1 protein-coding gene is annotated in these 241 nt (G+C 50.6%); it reads right to left on the bottom strand.

What is annotated here, in order from left to right; all coding sequences use genetic code 11:
* Nucleotides 1-133 precede the first annotated feature (133 nt).
* On the bottom strand, nucleotides 134-214 hold the full coding sequence (locus tag ACTHS8_RS10900; RefSeq protein WP_440373718.1) for an SdrD B-like domain-containing protein: 81 nt from the start codon (nucleotides 212-214) through the stop codon (nucleotides 134-136).
* Nucleotides 215-241 lie beyond the last annotated feature (27 nt).

Raw genomic sequence — 241 nt, 5'->3', positions numbered from 1 at the left:
CCTACGGGAGGCTGCCGGGTAGCAAGCCTTCAAAACGATAAAAGCCATTGCTATCGGTGATCTGTGGCACAATGGAATTCCCCGTGGCATCGAGCGTGACAGGCTGATTTGTCTGAGCGTTGTAGAGCGTTACCTACACACCTTCAACACCCATTTCAGTTGGCTCTTGCAGACCATTGTGATTGTCATCAAACCAGACATAGTTGCCAACAATGACCGGGCGGTAGATACCCTAGTAGTC

The sequence above is a fragment of the Neisseria sp. P0016.S008 genome (assembly GCF_051957775.1).
Taxonomy (GTDB): Bacteria; Pseudomonadota; Gammaproteobacteria; order Burkholderiales; family Neisseriaceae; genus Neisseria; species Neisseria flavescens_B.
The sequence above is the reverse complement of the archived record's forward strand: the minus strand, read 5'-3'. Positions and strand labels throughout refer to the sequence as shown.